Annotated in this window: 12 protein-coding genes; 11 read left to right on the plus strand and 1 reads right to left on the minus strand. The window is 30.1% G+C overall.

Annotated features, from left to right (window positions below; all coding sequences use genetic code 11):
• The first annotated feature begins 2 nt into the window (after nucleotides 1-2).
• On the plus strand, nucleotides 3-1,751 hold the full coding sequence (locus tag H9I45_RS05885; RefSeq protein WP_088353152.1) for a glycoside hydrolase family 3 protein: 1,749 nt from the start codon (nucleotides 3-5) through the stop codon (nucleotides 1,749-1,751).
• A 403-nt stretch (nucleotides 1,752-2,154) separates the two neighbouring features.
• A complete protein-coding gene (locus H9I45_RS05890; RefSeq protein ID WP_088353153.1) occupies nucleotides 2,155-4,428 on the plus strand; it encodes a CBM96 family carbohydrate-binding protein in 2,274 nt (757 codons plus the stop codon).
• Between the two features lie 110 nt (nucleotides 4,429-4,538).
• Here H9I45_RS05890 and H9I45_RS05895 read toward each other — a convergent pair whose 3' ends face one another.
• Nucleotides 4,539-5,540, minus strand: coding sequence for a glycoside hydrolase family 5 protein (locus H9I45_RS05895; protein ID WP_088353154.1), 1,002 nt, complete (start codon nucleotides 5,538-5,540; stop codon nucleotides 4,539-4,541).
• A 164-nt stretch (nucleotides 5,541-5,704) separates the two neighbouring features.
• Between H9I45_RS05895 and H9I45_RS05900 the strand changes: the two genes are divergently transcribed.
• From H9I45_RS05900 to H9I45_RS05940, 9 genes are all read left to right on the plus strand, one after another.
• Nucleotides 5,705-7,357: a sulfatase family protein gene (locus H9I45_RS05900; RefSeq protein ID WP_088353155.1), complete on the plus strand. Its 1,653-nt coding sequence runs from the start codon at nucleotides 5,705-5,707 to the stop codon at nucleotides 7,355-7,357.
• A 40-nt stretch (nucleotides 7,358-7,397) separates the two neighbouring features.
• A complete protein-coding gene (locus H9I45_RS05905) occupies nucleotides 7,398-8,987 on the plus strand; it encodes a sulfatase (RefSeq protein WP_088353156.1) in 1,590 nt (529 codons plus the stop codon).
• Nucleotides 8,988-9,095: 108 nt separating this feature from the next.
• Nucleotides 9,096-10,598, plus strand: coding sequence for a sulfatase (locus tag H9I45_RS05910; protein ID WP_088353157.1), 1,503 nt, complete (start codon nucleotides 9,096-9,098; stop codon nucleotides 10,596-10,598).
• 124 nt (nucleotides 10,599-10,722) lie between these two features.
• Nucleotides 10,723-11,865: an endo-1,4-beta-xylanase gene (locus tag H9I45_RS05915; protein WP_088353158.1), complete on the plus strand. Its 1,143-nt coding sequence runs from the start codon at nucleotides 10,723-10,725 to the stop codon at nucleotides 11,863-11,865.
• A 24-nt stretch (nucleotides 11,866-11,889) separates the two neighbouring features.
• Nucleotides 11,890-13,323, plus strand: coding sequence for a sulfatase (locus H9I45_RS05920; RefSeq protein WP_088353159.1), 1,434 nt, complete (start codon nucleotides 11,890-11,892; stop codon nucleotides 13,321-13,323).
• Between the two features lies 1 nt (nucleotide 13,324).
• Nucleotides 13,325-14,173, plus strand: coding sequence for an alpha/beta hydrolase (locus tag H9I45_RS05925; protein ID WP_088353160.1), 849 nt, complete (start codon nucleotides 13,325-13,327; stop codon nucleotides 14,171-14,173).
• Nucleotides 14,174-14,177: 4 nt separating this feature from the next.
• Entirely contained in the window at nucleotides 14,178-15,935 is a 1,758-nt protein-coding gene (locus H9I45_RS05930) for an endo-1,4-beta-xylanase (protein WP_088353161.1), read from the plus strand.
• Complete coding sequence (locus H9I45_RS05935; RefSeq protein WP_088353162.1) at nucleotides 15,932-16,990, plus strand: COG3650 family protein; 1,059 nt, start codon at nucleotides 15,932-15,934, stop codon at nucleotides 16,988-16,990. The genes H9I45_RS05930 and H9I45_RS05935 overlap by 4 nt, the downstream gene beginning before the upstream one ends.
• Before the next feature lie 3 nt (nucleotides 16,991-16,993).
• A complete protein-coding gene (locus tag H9I45_RS05940; protein WP_088353163.1) occupies nucleotides 16,994-18,661 on the plus strand; it encodes a sulfatase family protein in 1,668 nt (555 codons plus the stop codon).
• The last annotated feature ends 7 nt before the right edge of the window (nucleotides 18,662-18,668 follow it).

Consider the following 18,668-nt stretch of genomic DNA (forward strand, 5'->3'; position numbering starts at 1 on the left):
AGATGAAAACCTACATATCAGTTTTTCTAATAATAGTAACGTTCTGCGTTACTATTATTAGTTGTAACAAACCCAAAGAAAATCAATTACCAGAAGCAATTTCTTACAATTTTACTCCAAAAGATACCACTTGGAAAAGTTTATCAATAAGAGAAAAAATCGGACAAACAATGATTGTACGTGCGTTTCATAAAGCACAAGTTGCAGAGTTTGGTTCTATTGAAAATATGATGGAGAAATACCCAATTGGAGGAATTTTTGTTCCTTATTGGGATTATCTATTTACACCTCCAAGAGACCAAGTAATTCCAACAATTAAAAATGCGATTTCAGATTATGAAAATGCATCTAAATATCCAATGATTGTTACAGAAGATTTTGAACGTGGAGTTGGAAGTATTTATAGTGAATTTACAAATATGCCTTCAGAAATGGCAGTTGGTGCTGCAAATAATACAGATTTAGCCTATAAATTTGGTAATGCAATTGCAAAAGAATCGAATGCTTTAGGTGTAAATTGGTTGTTACATCCTTTGGTTGATTTAAATATGAATCCGTTGCAAAGTTTGGTGATAGAACGTGCAATTTCTGATGATGCAACAAGAGCTTATCCGCTTTTAAAAGCGCAAATTGAAGGAATGAACGCACAAGGTGTAGTTTCTACAATTAAACATTTTCCTGGAGATGGAGCAACCATTAAAAATCAGCATTTAATTACCTCTGCAAATAATTTATCAATTTCTGAATGGAATAAAACTTTTGGTACCATGTATCAAAAAATGATAAACGAAGGAACCCCTGCAATTATGGTGGGTCATATTCGTTTTCCTGCGTATCAAAAAGAGAAGAGAAATGGTATTTTCTTACCTGCTTCTTTATCTGAAGAATTAATGGTTGGTTTGTTGAAGAAAAAAATGAAATTCAACGGAATAATTATGTCTGACGCTTTAAATATGGGTGGTGCAGCTGGTTATTATGATAACGAAATTGAAACTTCTTTAGCCGCTTTCAAAGCAGGAGTTGATATGGTATTATGGCCAACTTTAAAATTTATGGATTCTTTGGAAGTAAGAATCAAAAGAGGAGATATTCCAATGTCGAGATTAAATGATGCTGTTGAGAGAATTTGGGGAGTTCGTGAGCAATATAATTTACTGAAAAAGAAGGGAAATATTTTTTATGCGATTACTCCTGAAGAAACTACTAAAATTCAAAAAGATGCGCAAGAAATTGCAAACAGTGCTGTAACTTTATTAACAGATGCTACTAAAATTCCTTTAAAAACATCAGAAAATAAGAAGATAATCATTGTAAATATTAGTCACGAAGACAGAACAAACGATTTGCGTTACACACAAAGTTTATTGCAAGCAAAAGGTTTTGAAGTGGATACCATTTTACACAACCCTAACTTTCTAGATTGGGGCGAAAAACTAAATTTCTTCGACAAATATGATAAAGTTTTAGTTGCTTTCGAAAATAGATATTTTAGTCCTTTAGGCGCTTCACTTTTAAAAGACAAAGAAGCTTTAGGTGTTTGGACAATGGGAATGTTGCCACAGGATAAAATTATTGCAGTTTCTTACAGTAATCCTTATTATGTAAATTACTATTTCGAAAATGCATTTATTGGGATTAATGCATATAGTTTAGACTTATTTTCCCAAAAAGCAGTCGTAGAAACTTTAACTGGAGGAATCTCTTTTAAAGGAACTTCGCCTGTGAAATTGGAGCATGATATGTTGAAATAATTTTACTCCAAAACAGAACTTTTATCAGTTCGGTTTTTCAAAAAAAATCATCAAAAAAGTCAATCTTAATTATAAGATTGACTTTTTTGCGTTATAAATACTTTAATTTATACTTCTAATTTATTGTATTATTCTAAATAAGACCTCTTTTTTTAATCAAATTGATAAATATTTAAATATTTTTTTATCAATATGCAATATTTGATAGTTTAAAAGTTTCTCTTCTTTACTTGTTATAGCTTAAAAAAACTTTCTTTACTACTGATTTACAATAGCTCACAATATTAATTTGTCAGTTTTAAGACCAAAACAGATGATAATTGAACTCATAAATATTTGTTAAATTATTACTTGTAAAGACTCAATTTAACTTTTTAATTTAACCCTAATTAATTCAACCCAAATGAAAAAATTTTTACTTTTATTAGCCATCCTAATATTTAATTTGAATGCAATCTGTCAAACAACAACTCCGAAAACAGTTACACAGCAGAAAACATTAATAAAATCCAACCATAATTTTGGATTAACAAACCCTGTTCATGATGCAAATTCACCAATGACCTACATAGAATCTGAAGTAGATGCTAAAGGAGGTGCTTTTATTCTTGAATACAAAAACCAAGGAGGAACAAGTTTTGATGGTTACCCAAGTGGAAGTATTGGTGGTTTTAAAGCGAATAACACTTATTACTCTGGAAACAAAACTGCATGTGGTTTACCTGTTCAAATTAAAGATTTAACAGATAGTTTTAGAATCAACTGGAAAACAAGTCAAACAAATGCAAATGATACAGATGATAAATGGTGGGCAACAATTAATGTGATTTTTGATGGAGGAGCAGAAACCGCTCAACCAGATGTAACTACTCGTGATTATGATTTAGTGATACAAAATGTAAGTTACAAACAAGACGATTTTGCTGATTTCGATAATCCAGGTGGTAGATATTGGTATTTTGCAAGAAATTCAGATGCAAACAAAACCATTAAACCGTTTACGGTTTATCTTGATGGAGTTGCTTATAGCTGGGCAATAAGATATAAGTTTTTCGATTATCCAGCAGGACATAAAAATGTCGATAAAAATGATAAAGTGCATATTAAATTTATTCCTATTGATAATAGCACTCCAATTCCTAATTTAGACCATTCTTTAAAGCAATTTATAGATGCTACTAAAGATTATTTGGAATATCTTCCTTTAAGTTCAACTGAAGAAACATTAGCTAATCAAAAAGTTGCAGAAAGTACTTTATGGATTAAATCTATTACAGCTGGATATGAAATATACGAAGGAACTTCTACTTTAGCTAACGATTATTTTTACTCAACAATAGATACTACTGCTCCAAATGCCTTAACAAATGTATCTGCTACTGAACAATCTGGAGATATTTCTTTAAGTTGGTCAGCTTCAACTGATGACGCTTTTGATACGTATATTGTTTATCGTTCTGAAAATGGAGGCGCTTATACAGAAATTAAAAAAGATTTAAGAACAAATAGTTATGTAGATACTTCTGTTCCTGATGGAGCTTATAATTATTATATAACTGCAAAAGATCGTTCTTTTAATGAATCTACACAATCTAATATTGTTGCTATAAATTTAGGGTCAACACTTAATTCGCCAACAAATACAACTGCTACTGCAGCTGATTGTTCTACAATTAGTTTGACTTGGGACGACAATTCAACTGAAGAAGATGGTTATAAAATTACAAGAAGTATTAATGGAAGTGCTTATACTTTATATCAAACTTTAGCTGCAAATACAACTTCTTACACAAGTAGCCAATTAACTGAAAACACTGCATATGCCTATAGAGTAAAAGCATTTGATGCTTCAGGAAACTCTTCTGCAGATCAATCTAATACTGTAGCCACACCTTCTTGCCAAACTACTTCAACAATCTATGTAAATGATGACGCACATGTAAGAAATGGAACGTATAAAAACACTAATTACGGAACAAATAGCGTTTTACAAATTAGACAAACAAACAACCAAAATGCGAAAAGAATGACCTATTTAAAATTTAACTTAAATGGAGCCACAAATATTACTTCAGCAATTCTTCGTGTTAATAATACTGGTTCTAATGGAGATGTTTATGTAAAAGAAGTATCTAACAATAGTTGGAATGAAGGTACTTTAGAATGGCAAGGAAAACCTTCATTAGGGAGCACAATTGGTACTTATAACTTTACAGCAACTGGATTTTATGACATAGATGTTACCAATTATGTAATAGCTCAATCTTCAGGAGATGGAAACGCAAGTTTCGCCTTAAAAGGTGTTACTTCAAATCTTATGTCTATTTCTAGTAAAGAAAGTGGAAATGGTGCTCAATTGATTATTACACATATTGGATCAAGTGCAAGCGCAAAAACTTCAAACCAAAAATCTTTAGCAGTAGATACTGTAAGTAACGATTTTGATAAAATTATTGTATATCCAAACCCAACAAATTCTTTTGTAAATATTAAAATTCCGAATTTAGATAATAAAGATGGTAAAGTTCAAGTTTTTGATGTAGCAGGAAGATTAATTCAGTCTCAACAGATTACATCAGCTTCTACTCAAATAGATTTAGAAGGTCCAACAGGGATTTACATTTTAAAAATACAGAATAACGATACTGTAACTATTAAAAAAGTTGTGAAGAGATAATAAAGCCCCCAATTCTTTTTAATAAAAAACACCTTAAGAATAGATTTCTTAAGGTGTTTTATTATTTATTAAAGGATAATAAGAGTTTTAATGACTTGTTATTACTTTCTTTACCAGTTTTTAATATATTTTTTAGCCAATTTACCAGAGATAGTTAAATCTTCATCTTTCCAACCACCTTTTAAACTTGCATTTGGCTTTAAAGCAGAAGCGCCTTCGTCTTTATTGTTAATAGACCAATTACAGTGTATAAGACTATTTTTACGCATAAATTCCATCCATTTTTTTGTTGATTCTGGATCTGCTTCTCCTCCTCCATCAGCTTCTACAGTTCCCCATTCTGTAACAATTAAAGCAACACCATTGTCTAATGCTTTTTGTGCTTTTCCCATTAACCAATCTTTATGAGAAGCAGCATAAAAATGAAGCGTATATGCAATATTATCATAACCAATAATTGGATTTTCTGAAGCCTTGTCTACATCTTGAGACCAATGAGCTGTTCCAACTACAATAATATTTTTTTTATCAATTTTACGAATCGCTTCAATTACTTTTTCGGCATAAGGTTTTATTACATCGTCCCAAGTAACTTTTAAAGGTTCGTTATAAATTTCGTAAATAATATTTGGGTGTTTGCCATATTTAGTAGCCATTTGTGTAAAAAACTCAATAGATTCCTCTAAATTATCTTCTGCTTTATGACTGTGCCAATCTATAATTACATACAAACCTAAATCTATTGCAGCATCTACAGCTATTTCTATATTTTTCTGATTCGTTTCTTTATCAAAAATATAACTATCATGAATATCTGGGTCTGCTGTCATTGGCAAACGAATAATTTTCGCATTCCAATCTTTTTTTAACCAAGCTACTACCTCTTTATTATAAAAACCATCTCCTCTGTAATATTCATTAGACCAAAAAAAACTATTTCCTGCAAAACTTACAGGCTGTCCAAAACTATTTACAACCTTATTTCCTTTAACAGATAGGAATCCATTTTTTTCCACTACAGAGTTTATAACAGTACTTTCTGCTACTTTTTGAGTGTTTTTTTTAGAATTACAACTAACTAAAATGAATAAGCAAAAAATAAAAATTCTCATTGTGTCTTTTTTTGTGTAAATTGAACTTCTAACAAATTTAATTATTTTTTGCTTTAATTCCTCTATTTATATGAGGTTTGACGATATCTAAACCTTTTAAGATAGTGAGTAAACCTTTTTTTAAAGGTTCACAATTACTTTTATCACACTAAATAAATTTAAAAATGAAATCAATTTTCTCAAAATTACCTTACCTATTTTTTGTTCTATTATTTGCTTTAGGATGTAAATCTGAAAAGAAAGAAATAGCCGAAAATTCATCAACAGAAAAGAAACCAAATGTTATATTTTTTATTGCAGATGATATGTATCCTTGGATGTTTAATAACACCCCACAAGGAAAAGACAAAGATGGTAATCCTTTAAATTTAACACCAACTTTAGATAGATTGGCAAAAGAAGGGGTTTGGTTAGAGAACATGAAAGTTGTTTCGCCAGTTTGTACACCAAGTCGTTACAATTGTTTAACAGGAAATTATGCAAGTAGAGCAACTAACGAAGCCTTTACAGGTTTTACTGAAACAAATGATGGTCAAACAGTAATACAGTGGAACTCTTACATTGTTCCAGGTGAAAAAACAATGGGAACTTACTTTCAAGATTTAGGTTATAAAACAGGTTTTGTTGGTAAAAACCATGTTATTGAAAGTCTATCGCAAGTTGGTGAAGGTGCAAAACCAGATTTAAACGCAGATCCTACAGACCCAGAAGTAATTGCTGGTTTAGAATATCGTTTTAAAGAATTACAAAAAGACATGCATAAATCAGGATTTGATTATGCAGATAAATTATATCATAACAATCCAAATTGGTTAGGAATTAGAGCACTTGCAGTACAAAATACAGATTGGATTGCTGAAGGTGGTGTCGAATTTATTGAGAAATATAAAGACAATCCTTTTATGCTTTATATCGCAACTACTTTACCACATGCTCCTTTAGACCCTAAACATTCTTGGAAAGCAGATAGAAGATTAACTGCTAAAGGTATTTTAGACAAAGCACCAACTGTTTTGCCTCAACCACCAGTAGAATCTATTAAACAAAGAATTAAAGAAGCTGGTTACGAAGGAAAAAATCGTGAAAACATTTTATGGTTAGATGATGCTGTTGGAGCATTATTTAAAAAATTAGAAACAGAAGGCGTTTTAGACAATACAATTGTAGTTTTCTTTAACGATCATGGTCAAGATTTCAAAGGAACTTTATATGAAGGTGGTGTAAATTCACAAGCTTTTATTTGGAAAAAAGGAGGTTTTAAAGTTGGTAATGTTTTAGATGCTCCTGTTTCAAATGTAGATTTCCTTCCTACTTTATTAGATTTTGCAGGAGATTCAAAAAACTTAAATAATTTTGATGGAAAAAGTTTTAAATCTGCTTTAGAAGGTAAAGAATACGAAGGAAGAACTTCATTTTATCATGAATTAGGGTATGCAAGAGCTGTTGTAAAAGACGGTTTTAAATATTACGCAGTTAGATATCCAAAATGGGCAACAGACTTTACGTTAGAACAACGTAAAGATACGTTAGCGAAATACACAAAATTTAGAGAATCTTTTGGTGAGCATGGAATTTCTGACAATCCAAAAGATCCTTATGGACAATTAGAAATGGTTCCAGGAGGTGGAGGTGCAGAGCATAATGCTTATATGAATCACCCGAATTTTACAGCTTCAGATCAATTATATGATTTGAAAAACGATCCAGAAGAGAAAAACAACTTGTACAAAGATCCTAAATACGCGAAACAATTAGAAATGTTGAAAGCTGAATTAAAAACATATACTTCTTCTTTACCTGGTAAATTCGAAATATAATTCAACAATTTTAATCCATATTCAGTAATATATTTATAAGATGAAATTAAGATTTACACTATTATTTTCAGTTGTACTTGCAACAATTATTGGTTGTAAAACACAACAAACTAAAACTTCAAATACTCAAAAAGAAGTTTCACAAAGTGTTTCAAATACTAATAAAAAGAACATTCTTTTTATTGCTATTGATGATTTAAAACCATTGTTATCAAATTACGGAAATTCTCAAATGAAAACTCCAAATTTCGATAGATTGGCAAAAATGGGAATGACATTTACAAATGCACATGTACAATATGCAGTTTGTGGCGCTTCAAGAGCAAGTGTAATGACTGGTGCAAATCCTGATAAAACAAAGGTTTGGGATTTAAAAACAGATTTTAGAAAATCTGCACCAAGTTTAGTTTCTATGCCAGAGTATTTAATTTCTCAAGGATATGAAAGTACTGGTGTTGGAAAAATATATCATATTCCTTCTTCTGCTGGCGGACATGATGGAAAAACTTGGAGTATTCCTCATGAAATGCCAACAAATTTTGACCCAAAATATGGAGAACCTGCTTTAAATTATTATCAGAATACTGAAACAAAAAAGGAAATGGCAAGATTAACAGCAGAAGCAGAAGCGAAAGGAATAAAAAGAGGAAAAGTTAGAAATTATGTGTTTAAACGTTTTAAGCCTTCAACTGAAAGTGCAGATGTAAGTGATACTGCTTATAATGACGGATTATTTACACAAACTGCTTTAAAGCAATTAGAAGTTTTAGAAAACGGAAACAAGCCTTGGTTTTTGGCTGTTGGTTATCAAAAACCTCATTTACCGTTTGTTGCGCCAAAAAAATATTGGGATTTATACGACAGAGATAAAATTGAGTTAGCTCCTTTTCAACAAGTATCTGAAGGCACTCCAACTTATGCGTTTCATTCTTTCGGAGAAATTAGAGCTTTTTCTGATATTGATAATAAATTAAGAATTGGAGATAAAATTCCTGAAGCAAAACAACGTGAATTAATTCATGGTTACATGGCTTGTATTTCTTACATAGATGCTCAAATAGGAATATTATTAGATGAGTTAGAAAGAAGAGGTATTCTTGAAGACACAGTAATTGGACTTTGGGGAGATCATGGTTTTCATTTAGGAGATCACACAGAATGGTGTAAACATTCAAACTTCGAACAAGCAACAAGAATTCCTTTTATGTTTGCGGGTCCTGGAGTTAAAAAGAACCAAAAAAGTCATCATCCAGTAAATTTAGTTGATATTTTTCCAACATTATTCGATTTAGTTGGTGTTCCTCAACACTCTCAAACAGATGGTAAATCTTTAGTAAATTTATTAGACGCAGATGCTTCTACAACTGTTGATATGGATTATGCATATCATCAATATAAAAGAAATGCAAAAATGGGGTATTCTGTTAGAACAGAGAGATATAGATACACAGAATGGCACGATAATAACTATAGAAGTTACGACGATTATAATTCATCTAAAATTTCTGGACGTGAATTATACGATTACGAAAAAGATCCTTTAGAAACAAAAAATTTAGTGAAGGAAGCTAATTATTCTGCAATTGCAAAAGAGTTGAAAAGTAAATTAAAATCTCACTTAACAAAATAAAAAAAAGCGATAATGAGAGTTATCAGTTTTTGGCATAGTTTCTGAATTAAACTTTAAAAATAACATGAAGTCTAAAGTTTAGATTTACATAAATTAAAATAAGATAAAATGAAAAAAATTACACTTTTGTTCGCTTTCTGTCTGTCTGTTGCAGCATTTGCTCAAGACAAACCAAATATCTTAATTATTCATACAGATGATTTAGGATATCACGATTTAAGCATTACAGGATCGCAATTATACAATACAGATAATATAGATCAATTAGCAAAAGAATCTGTTTCTTTTGCTAATGCATATAGTAGTTACCCACGTTGTACACCATCTCGTTATGGAATGATTACAGGAACCTATCCTGTTAATGAAGACAAAGGTTGGCTTGGTGGTGTTCCAGAAGACAAAAACTTTGTAAAACAATTTAATAATGCTGGTTACAATACATCTTATGTTGGAAAATGGCATTTAGGAAATGGAGACAGTGCACCAGATAAATTTGGTTTTTCTCATATTTATGCAGCTGGTGAAGCTGGAGGAATCGCTTCGAGACATTACCCTTTTAATATAGATGCTAAAGGTAAGAAAGGAAAATATTATGTTCCTAATGTTCAAGAAGATGGAAAAGAAGGAGATTATGCTTCAGATTTATTAACGGATGCAACTATTAAGTTCATTAAAAATAATCCTAAAAACGAACCATTTTTAGCAGTTTTAGCTTATTACGCTGTACACACACCAATTGAAGCAAAGCCAGAGGATGAAGCAAGAAATAAAGAACAATTAAAAAATATCGACTTCGGAAACACACCAGAATATATTAAAGAAGGTGAAGGAAGACGTAAAATGAGACAAGATGATGCTGCTTATGCAGGAATGGTAGAAAATGTAGATGAAAATGTAGGTCGTTTATTAAAAGCGTTAAAAGAATTAAATATTGATAAAAACACAATCATCGTTTTTTCTTCAGATCATGGAGGTTTGTCTAATGATGGTAACAAAAATGAGCGTCATTTAGCAACAACTAACTTGCCTTTAAAAGCAGGGAAAGGACATTTATATGAAGGTGGAATTCGTGTTCCATTATTCGTAAAATGGACTGATAAAATAGCGCCAAAACAAGATAACTCTTCCATTATTTTAGGAATGGACGTTTTTCCAACATTATTAGATTTAGCTATTGATAAAAAAGTTGAAGGTGTAGATGGTAAAAGTTACGCAAAAGTTCTAAAAGGAAAAGAAGCTTGGCAAGATAGAACTGTTTTTTGGATTTCAAGAAAAGCAAGACCACATAGTACAGGAGATAGTAATGCTGCTGTTGTTAGATCTGGAGATTATAAATTAATTCAATTTTTAGATACAGAAAAAATTGAATTGTATAATTTGAAAAATGATATTGGTGAAGGAAACAATTTAGCAACATCTAATCCTAAAAAAGCTGCTGAATTATTAAAAACTTTAGAGCAATGGAAAGAAGAATATTTAGTTCCTGAAAAATTAAATGTTCAAAAAATGAACCCAAATAGAAAAAAGGGTAAGAAAAAAGGAAAGAAAGAAAAAAACGATAAAAAAGGTAAGAATAAAGGAAAAAATAAGAAGAAAAAAAATAAAGACTAAAAATGATTTTTTCTTAATACAATTTTTACAAAATACTGAAGATAGTTGTTAATTCAACCATTTTCAGTATTTCTTTTATAGGAAACATTGAGTTTCAAAAAATAATTAAACTTTAATTTTAAGTATGATTCATAAAAATAAATATTACACATTAGTATCTATACTTTTTGGGTGTAGCATTTTTTTTATGCAATCTTGTTCTTCAAACAAAAAAGTTACAGAAAATAATATTTCATCAAAAAAAATAGATTTTCAGCAATATAAAACCAATAATATTTTAGTTGGTGCAACTTTAAATTACGATGAATTAAATACCATCGAAGAAAAGTTATTTTTAAAAGATTTTAAATATTTAACTCCAGCAAATGCTGCAAAGCAAAGCAGAATTCATCCACAACCAAACAAATGGAACTGGACGTTTATAGATGATTTTATCGCATTTGCAAACAAAAATAAATTAGCGGTAAGATTGCATGGACCAATAAGTCCACAAGCTTCTAAATGGGCAAAAAAAGATAACAGAACTGCTAAAGAATTAGAAACTAATTTAATTGAATTTACAACTGCCTTTGCAAAAAGATACAACAACGAACCTTCTGTGGTTTGGATGGATGTTGTAAACGAAACCATTCTTGCAAACGGAAAATGGTTTGGCCCAAAAAAAGGAACAAATCAATGGGAAAATCCTTGGTTAAAGATAGGTTTAGACGAAAACGGATTCCCAAAATACATTTTAAAAGCTTTTGAAATTGCAACAAAACATGCTCAAAATATAAAATTGGTGTACAACCAAAATGCAGGAATGGAAGATATAATGTGGAATAAAGTGAAAGAAACCATATTATACATTCGTTCTAAAGGCTACAGAGTAGATGGAATTGGTTGGCAAGCACATTTATTGTTAGGCGCAAAACGTAAAGATTTTGTCGATAATATTGACGAAACAATGCTTAAATTAGGGAATCTTATAGATTGGGCGCATGAAAATGATTTGGCTTTTCACGTTACAGAGTTAGATTTTTTAATTAAAAACAAAGACCTTAACAAAAAGAAATCTGAACTTTTAATTCAGAAAAAAGTCTATCAGAAAATAGTAAACGTTTTGCTTGAAAAAGGAAAAAACGGAGAAGTTAGTCTCAATCTTTGGGATATTGGCGAAAGATCTAAAAAAGGAACAGGAAAATTTCAATCTATTTATGATGAAGATTTCAAACCCAATCCTGCTTATGAAGTTATTAAAAATGTACTTCAAACTGATAAAAAATAACACAAAAGAATACCATATATTTCAATGAAAACAATCAAATTTTTTATAGCAATTGCATCGCTTTCACTTGTATTTTCTTGCAAATCTAAAGTTGCGACTTCAGAAAATAAAACAACTGAAATTAGCTCTTCAGAAAAAAAACCAAACATTCTAATTATTCATGTAGATGATTTAGGTTTTCACGATTTAAGTGTAAATGGTTCTAAAATTTATCAAACGCCAAATGTTGATAAATTGGCATCAGAATCTGTGGTTTTTAATAATGCTTATGCAAATTACCCAAGATGTGTGCCTTCTAGATATGCAATGATGACAGGAGATTATCCTGTAAAAAATGGTGATGTTCCTGATGATGGTTTTGAAATGAGTGGAATTCCAAAAAGTAAGAATTTTGTAAAAAACATTAAAGAAGCTGGTTACCAAACCGCTTATTTTGGAAAATGGCATTTAGGTGATGAAAATAGTTTAAAAGACTTTGGTTACGACTTTAGCTTTGCTGCGGGTCATTCAGGTTCACCAATCAGTTTTTTATATCCTTTTAATGAAATGAAAAGAAAAGGAAAATCGAAAAAATCTCCAATTCCTGATGTAGATAAAGTAAGTAAAGAAGGCGATTATTTAATGGATGTAATGACAGATAATGTTGCTAAATACATATCAAATGTTGATAAAAGCAAGCCATTTATGGCAATGTTTTCTTTCTATGCAGTACATCAACCTTTAGAGGCAAAAGAGAAAGATATTGCAAGAAATAAAGAAGAAATTAAAAATTTTGATTTTGGAGATCAACCAGAATTTATAAAAGAAGGAACTGGAAGAACTAAAATGCGTCAGAATCATCCAAAATATGCTGCAATGGTTGAAACAATGGATGAAAATGTGGGTAAATTAATGCAACTTTTAAAAGATTTAAAAATTGATGATAATACGATTGTAATCTTTTCTTCAGATCATGGAGGTTTATCTAACGATGGAACAAAAAAACGTGATTTAGCAACCTCTAATTATCCTTTAAGAGCTGGAAAAGGTTGGTTGTATGATGGAGGAATTAAAGTGCCACTTTTCGTAAAATGGGCAAATCATTTTCAACCAAAAGAAGACAATGAATCTTTAATAATGCTAATGGATGTTTTTCCGACTGTTTTAGATATTACAGCAGAAAAATCTTTAGAAACAAGTGGAAAAAGTTTTCTTAAAGTTTTGAAGAACGAAGAAAAGTGGGATAACAGAACTACATTTTGGCATTCATCTAAAGCAAGACCAGTAAATACAGGTGACACAAAATCATCTGCCATTAGAAAAGGAGATTTTAAATTGATAAATTGGTATAAAGAAGGCAGAACTGAATTGTACAATATTGCACAAGACCCTTCAGAATCTAACGATTTATCAAAAGAAAAACCAGCATTAACTGCAGAATTATTAATAGAATTAAACACTTGGAAATCTAATTTTTAATATGAAAAAATTACTATCTTTTTTATTTATCTTCTCTTTTTTGGTAAACAATGCTCAAAATAATATTGAGAATATAAAGCCAGAACGTATCATTTATAAAAAGGTAGATACCATAAATTTAAAACTACATATTTATAAACCTTTAAATTTTGATAAAACAAAAACATACAATGCTATTGTTTTTTTTCATGGTGGTGGCTGGAATGGAGGAAGTTATAAAGCTTTTAAAAGACAAGCTTCTTATTTAGCTTCAAGAGGAATGATTGCTATTTCTGCTGAATATAGGTTATTTAATATTCACAAAACTTCGCCTTTTATTGCAGTTGAAGATGCAAAATCTGCAATTAGATATGTTAGAAAACATGCAAAAGAGTTAAATATTAATCCTGATAAAATTGCTTCTGGTGGTGGTTCAGCTGGAGGTCATTTAGCAGCTGCTTGTGGAAACATTGATGGATTAGAAGGTAAGCATGAAGATTTAAAAATAAGTTCTAAACCAAATGCACTAGTGCTTTTTAATCCTGTTTACGACAATAGTAAAAGAGGATATGGATTTAGAAAAATGGAAGGTAGATATTTAGAAATTTCACCATTACATAATGTTACAAAAGGAGCCCCACCAACAATTGTTTTTTTCGGAACAAAAGACAAAACAACACCAGTAATATCGTCTAAAGAATACGAACAAAAAATGAAAAATGTTGGTAGTAGAATCGATTTACATTTATACGAAGGCGCAACACATAGTTTCTTTAACAAAGGAGATTATTTTATAGATACACTTATAAAAACAGATGTTTTTCTTGAATCATTAGGTTATTTAGAAGGAAAACCTACACTTAAAAAATAATTTTATGAAGCAATTACTTTTTTTTATATCGATTTTGGTTTTTCCATTAATTTCTTTTTCACAAGAAGATTATAAAAAAGGAGAAAATTTAATTGATTATTCGAACATAAAATTTCTTAAGACAAATAAAAAATTTGGTTCAGTTACAAGAATTGAACCTTTCAAAAAAGAAAACGCAACTTTTGAAATTGAAACAGTTACACTACCAAAATTTATTTATAATTCTGCAACTGCGCTTCCAATTAAAAAAGTAAGTGTAAAAAAAGGACGTATTTTTTTATTAAGCTTTTCAGCAAAAACTACAAAATCGAGTTTAGAAACTGGTGAAGCAAAAGTGAATATTCTTTTTAAACAATCGGATTCTTACAAGAATAACATGCTTTCTACGCAAAGTATTTCTTCCAAATGGCAGAAATATTATGTTCCTTTTCAGTCGAATATCAATATCAACAAAAAAGATTTGGGTATTGTTTTGCATTATGGTTTTAAACCTCAAGCATTTCAAATTAAAGATATTAAGTTTGAATTATTTCCAGAAAATACTGATTTAGCTTCACTTCCAAAAACAAAAATTGTCTATAAAGGAATGGAAGCTGATGCAAAATGGCGTAAAGATGCATTGGCAAGAATTGAAGTGATTAGAAAAGGCAATTTTGAACTTCAATTTACAAAAGACGGAAAACCTGTTGCTAATAAAAATATAAAAATAGAATTGGCTAAACATAGTTTTCCTTTTGGTGCAGCAATAAATGCAAAAGCTATTGTAGAAAATGGAGCAGCATACAAACACTTTAAAAAAGCTTTTGATTTGGCCGTTTTTGAAAACGATTTAAAAATTAAAAGTTTACAATGGGATAAGAAAAAGCAACAAGCTTTAGATGCAATTTCTATTTTAAGAAATGATAATGTTACTATAAAAGGGCATGTTTTAATTTGGCCTGGATTTAATTATTTAACGAAAGAATTCAAGAAAAACGAGAATAATCCGAAGAAAATAAAAGAACTTATTGAAAACCATGTGGACAATTTATTAGACATGACCAAAGGAAATATTTCTCATTGGGATGTTGTAAATGAAGCGTATACAAATAGAGATTTACAAAGAATTACAGGTTCCGAAGAAGTTTTATACGATGGTTTTAGAACTTTAAGAAAAAAACAACCAAATGCAAAAGGGTTTACTAACGAATATGGAATTATCAGTAAAGGTGGTTTAGACACAAAAAAGCAAGAATGGTATTATAATTTTGTAAAAAGAATTGACGAAAACACAAACGGACTCATTAACGGAATTGGAATTCAGAGTCATATTGGTTCCGATTTAACTCCACCTGAAAAAGTGTTAGATATTTTAGCTTATTATGCAACTTTGGACAAGCAAATTAGTATTTCTGAATTCACAATGGACATTCAAGAACCTAAAATTAGAGAACAATATACCAGAGATTTTATGATTGCTGCTTTTAGTCATCCAAATGTGAGCGAATTTCTTTTTTGGGGATTTCAGTTAGACGAACGTAAAAAAGTTGATATTTATAACAAAGATTGGTCTATTGGAACCATGGGAAAAGCTTATTTTTCTTTGGTTGATAACGATTGGAGAACAAGAATTAATAGTAAAACCGATTCAAATGGAAGTTTGAAAGGACGTGGATTTTATGGTTTTTATAACTATTCATATATGGAGAATGGCAAGGAATTTGTCGGTACTTTTGTATTGAATAAGAACAATAGAAAACCCATAAAAATTGAATTAAAATGAAAAAAATAATCACTTTAGCGTTAATTACGCTTATATTTTCTTGTAAAAAAACAACTAAAGAAACAACAGTTTCATCTTCAGAAAAAAAGGTTGAAACTATTATAAAAGATCCAATTAAAGAAAAGCTTCAACAAGAATATTCCAAAGAATATAAAGTTGGGGAATCTTCTTTCTTTATCAATGCAAAAAACGGCGAGGTTTCCAATGTTCATATTTATACAAAGGGTTTAGAGGAAAATTTCGATAAAACCTACGAAATTGGAGGTCAGGTTTTAAGCAGTACAGCATTAGATATAAATAATGACGGTTTTAAAGAAATCTTTTTAAAAGTTCTCCCAACTGACGATTCTGGGAATGTAGATTTAATGGGGTTTGCTTCTCATAAAGACCAGAAAATCTATGAAATACAAATAACTGAAAGTGATCATTTAAGAGACATGAATACTGATAAAGTTACGTTTTCTGATAATAAAATTGAGCGAACATTCACTACAAATGGAAAAGAAAGTGGCTATTCTTATGATTTAATCTTCATTAAAGAAAATGATGAATATATGTTAGAAAACATTTTTAAGGATGATGGCCCTAAATATATGGATTTCACTGAAAATGATGAATTGGCAAATAAAATAGGAAAATTCTTTAGAGAAAATTACTTAAAATCTGACATAGATATTCTTACAGAAAATGACAAAAAATTTCAATTGGCAGAAGTAGATTTGAATAACGATGGTAAAAAGGAAATATTTATCAATTTTATGACGCCTTATTTCTGTGGTTCTGGAGGTTGCAATATTTTATTGTTAAATCAAGATTTAAAACAAATTACCAAGTTTACAGTAATGCAAACGCCACTTTTCTTACAAAAAGAAACGACAAATGGTTGGAAAAATATGCTCATAAGATCTGGTAAAGATTTTAGGCAATTACTTTATAAAAATGGTAAATATCCATCAAATCCATCAGTTGTAAAAAAATATCCATATTCGCCAAATGCACACGATTGGGTTTTATTTGATGACCAATTTAGTCCGTCCAAAACATACACTTTTTAATTTATGAAACAACTATCTTTATTATTTGTACTTTTTATTTTCTCTTGTCAAACAAAAGAAAAAACAGTAGAAAAAGAACAAAAAAAACAACCTAATATTCTTTGGATTGTAACAGAAGATATTAGTCCTACATTATCTTTTTATGGCGATAAAACTGCTAAAACACCAAATTTAGACGCTTTAGCTACACAAAGTGTTGTGTATGACAATGCATTTACAACTGTTGGTGTTTGCGCACCAAGTAGATCTACGATTATTACAGGAATGTATCCTACAAGTATTGGAACTATGCATATGAGAACAGCTCACGATGTTTTTTCCAAAGGGAAACAAGTATATAAAGACAGTGTAAACATAAAAGATATTTCTGGAAATTATATCAGACAATATTCCGCAGTTATTCCAGAAAATGTAAAATGCTACACTGAATATTTAAGAGCTTCTGGTTATTTTACAACGAATAATTACAAAACCGATTATCAATTTTCTGCACCAATTACTGCTTGGGACGAAAATAACCAAAAAGCACATTGGAGAAACAAACCTAAAAATAAACCTTTCTTTTCTGTTTTTAATATTGATGTTTCTCATGAAAGCTTTCTTTGGAGAAATAAAGATTTACCATTAACTGTAAACCCAGAAACTGTTCCTGTACCTCCATATTTACCATATAATGAGGCAACAAGAAACACAGTTGCAAGACATTATAGCAATGTAGAATTGATGGACAAAAGAGTTGGGAAAATAATTAAAGAGCTTAAAGAAGATGGTTTGTATGATAATACAATTGTATTCTTTTATAGCGATCATGGAGGACCTTTACCAAGACAAAAAAGAGCCATTTACGATTCAGGTTTAAAAGTACCTTTTATGATTAAAGGGATTAATGGTAAACCTGGAAGAACAGATAGAATGATTTCTTTTGTTGATTTAGCTCCAACAATGTTAAGTTTAGCTGGTGTAGAACCACCAAATTACATGGAAGGGAAAGCTTTTTTAGGAGAATTTGACACTGAAAAAAGAACACACATTTTTGCTTCTTCTGATAGATTTGACGAGTTTACAGATAGAATTAGAGCTGTTAGAAGCAAACAATTTTTATATTTAAGAAACGATTTTCCTAAATTAACAAAATATAAAGATGTTGGTTATAGAAAAAACATACCTATGATGCCTGTTTTTTTACAATTGAAAAAAGAAAATAAACTGAATGAAAAGCAACAAATCTGGTTTCAAACTAAAACTGATGAAGAATTATATGATGTAGAAAAAGATCCTTACCAAATTAATAATTTATCTGAAAACCCAGAATATGCTTCTGTTTTAGAAGAAATGAGAGAAACTTCTAAAAACCATTATGCAGATAGAAAGGATTTTGGTTTTACACCAGAAGCTGAAATGATTGACACAATGTGGCCAAACAATACACAACCAACAACCAACAGTGTTGTTATTAAAAAAGATAATGATAAAGTAACTCTTTCATCAACCACTAAAGGCGCGTCTATTGCATATCTAATTTCCGACAATGCTAATGAAAAACTAAATTACGATAGTAAATGGCAATTATATTCTACACCAATAACTGTTGAAAAAGGTAAAACTCTTTATACAGTTGCACAAAGAATTGGATTTAAACAAAGTGAAATAGTTTCACAGAAAGCAGAATAACATTTAA

The organism is Polaribacter haliotis (genome assembly GCF_014784055.1).
In the GTDB taxonomy this organism is placed as follows: Bacteria; Bacteroidota; Bacteroidia; order Flavobacteriales; family Flavobacteriaceae; genus Polaribacter; species Polaribacter haliotis.